This is a genomic window from Roseateles sp. P5_B10 (assembly GCF_056400485.1).
In genome coordinates, this window is record NZ_JBFULE010000717.1 from 1 (window position 1) to 2,676 (window position 2,676).

General features: G+C 67.3%; 3 protein-coding genes. 2 read left to right on the forward strand and 1 reads right to left on the reverse strand.

The features are described from left to right. Nucleotides 1-47: 47 nt before the first annotated feature. Nucleotides 48-302: a DUF2917 domain-containing protein gene (locus AC1DU6_RS26435; RefSeq protein WP_477860751.1), complete on the reverse strand. Its 255-nt coding sequence runs from the start codon at nucleotides 300-302 to the stop codon at nucleotides 48-50. A gap of 132 nt (nucleotides 303-434) precedes the next feature. On the opposite strand from AC1DU6_RS26435, the gene gcvA reads away from it, so the two are divergent. Together gcvA and AC1DU6_RS26445 are read left to right on the forward strand one after the other, a co-directional pair. Continuing rightward, complete coding sequence (gcvA, locus tag AC1DU6_RS26440) at nucleotides 435-1,376, forward strand: transcriptional regulator GcvA (RefSeq protein WP_477860753.1); 942 nt, start codon at nucleotides 435-437, stop codon at nucleotides 1,374-1,376. Nucleotides 1,377-1,507: 131 nt separating this feature from the next. Next, nucleotides 1,508-2,557 carry a serine hydrolase domain-containing protein gene (locus AC1DU6_RS26445; protein WP_477860755.1) on the forward strand — a complete coding sequence of 350 codons (1,050 nt, stop codon included), beginning with the start codon at nucleotides 1,508-1,510 and terminating at the stop codon, nucleotides 2,555-2,557. Nucleotides 2,558-2,676 lie beyond the last annotated feature (119 nt).

A 2,676-nucleotide genomic window follows, 5' to 3' on the forward strand; every position in this document is an offset into this window, starting at 1 on the left:
ATGCTCGGGCGCCTCGGTGGCGACGGGCGCTGGCGCCAGCAGCGTGTTCACTGCCGCGCTCCGGTCGCCGCCGGCCTCAGGTCCAGCACCGCCGGGCCGCTCAGCGCGCTGACGGTGACCGCCTCATCGGTCTGCACGACAAAGCACTGGCCGGGTTCCAGCACGATGTCGCGCGAATCGTGGTCGATGGTGATCCACAGCGTGCCGGACGCGCTGCACAGATGGGTGGCGCGGGCTTCGGGCAGGCGCGAGATCTGGCCGCGTTGCAKCAACAGCCGGGTGCGGGGGACGTCGATCAGCATGGTGTGCTCCTGGGGCGGCGGACTGGCATGCCGGGTTGGCATGCTTGCGTTGCGGCCGTCTGACGCGGATAGTGCCGCTTGGCCACCTTGGCGACAAACGATCATTCGGAAGGCTTCGCATTCCGCCAGCGCATGTCAACAAAGCCCGTAGACCATCTCCCGCCGCTGCAGCTGCTGGCCGCCTTCGAGGCGGCGGCGCGGCATTTGAGCTTCACCCAGGCTGCCGAAGAGCGCTTCATCACGCAGTCGGCCATGAGCCGGCAGATCCGCGCGCTGGAAGACGAACTCGGCGTGACGCTGTTCGAGCGCCGCCACCGGGCGCTGGCGCTGACCGAGGATGGCCAGCGCCTGCACGCCGCCTGCTCGACGGCCTTGAACACCTTGCGTGTGGCCGTGCGTGCGGTGCGTGAGCCGCACCAGCGCCAGATGCTGGCGTTGACGACGACGCCGGGCTTCGCGTCGCTGTGGTTGATCCCGCGCCTGACCGGCTTCACCCGTGCCCACCCGGGCATCGACGTGCGCCTGGATGCCGGCCTGGGCAACCGCAACCTGGCCAGCGAGGGCTTTGACCTCGCCATCCGCTACAGCCCGGTCGGCGCGGCTCAGGGCCAACAGCTGTTCGCCGAATCGATGGTGCCGGTCTGCAGCCCACGGCTGGTGGGCGAACTGGGCCTGGCGCTGCGCGAGCCGCCCGACCTGGCCCGGCACACGCTGCTGCACCTGGCCATGGACGGCGACAGCGCCGGCATGCCGGCCGAATGGGAGCCCTGGCTGAGTGCCTGGGGCCTGGTCGATCTGCGGCCGGCGGCGCGCTTGAGCTTCTCGAGCTATTCCGAAGCCATCGCCGCCGCCATTGCGGGGCAGGGCGTGGCGCTGGGCCGGCGGCCGCTGGTGGACGCGCTGCTGGCCAGCGGCCAGCTCGTCACGCCGTTTGACGCCGGCATCGCGTCGGCGCGGGCCTATCGCCTCATCGTCGACCCGGCGGCCAAGTCACGCCCGGCGGTCAAGGCCTTCGAGCAGTGGTTGCTGGCGCAGTGTGATGTTGGGTCAGGCGCCGACCGCCAGCTTCTCTGACTTATGTCATCGCGTGGAAGCTGCCTCACGATGAGCGGTTGCCCAAGGTTCGGCACCTCAACTCACCATCGCTCCGTCCTGAACAGCCTATGAAATTTGGAAGAGAGACCCTCGTCATCCTGACGGCGGCATTGCTTTTGGCACTGCCTGGCCTCGGTCGCGCCGCTGATGCCATCGAATCCTCGAACGATCAGACGCGCCGCCTGATTCAACAGACGATGAAGGAACGGCGCATACCGGGGCTGCAGGTTGCGGTCGTCAAGGATGGCCGGATCGTGCTGTCCGAAAGCTATGGCTGGGCCAACGTCGAAAACCGTGTGCCCGCAACGGCCAAGACATTGTTCCCGCTCAATTCCGGCACCAAGCCGCTCACAGGCGTTGCGTTGATGCAGTTGGCCGAGGCCGGCCTCGTGGATCTTGAGGCGCCCGTATCCCGCTATCTCGACGACCTGCCGAGCGCTTGGCAGCCCATCCGCGTGCGGCAGTTGCTGGCACACACGTCGGGGCTGCCCGACATCGTCGATCAACCCGGCCCCGTCACTGGCAGCACTGAAGCGGCCATGTGGAAGGCGGTCAAGCAGCAACCCATGGAAGCGCCGCCCGGTGAGAAGTTTTCCTACAACCAGACCAACTACGGCCTGCTGGCTCAGATCATCGTCAAGCAGGCCAAGATGCCCTACGAGCGCTACATGAAAGAGCGGCAGTTCGCGCTGGCCGACATGCCGCTGACGACGTTCGGCGACAGCTATGACCTCGTCGCGAACGCTGTAACGATCTACAGCCACTTTCCCCGCAGAACGCTCGCGCCGGACGATGCCGATCGCCTGTCTCACTGGGTCTACGACATGCCCTACAGCCTCCATGCGGGAGGCGGCATCCAGACGACGGCCACCGAGCTGGCGAACTGGATCGTCGCGCTGTCCAGTGGCCGGTTCATCAGCGCGGCCAGCGCGCAGCGCATGTGGACACCCGAGAAGCTGAGCAGTGGTGCCGAAGGCAGCTGGGCGGCCGGCTGGCCTGTGCTCGCCTCAAGCCCGAAAAGGCAGGTCGCCGGCATCGGCGGCAACCGCGCGGCCTTCATCGTTTATCCGGACGAGGGCTTGGCCGTCGTCGTCTTGACGAATCTGGTCGGCGGCAATCCGGAGAGATTCATCCCCCAGATCGCTGCGTTCTACAAGTGATGGGTCGCTGGCGCAGCCACATGGCTTGAGATGCCGGGGTCGGCGGACACAGCGCGCAGCGTCCATTCCCGCGCTTGCGTGGCGTCGACGCTTGCGTCGCGTGCCTCACGCAGCAGCGC

Bases quoted from the DNA above. Each gene is read 5' to 3' on its own strand.
- gcvA (WP_477860753.1), top strand. From the start codon at position 435: ATGTCAACAAAGCCCGTAGACCATCTCCCGCCGCTGCAGCTGCTGGCC.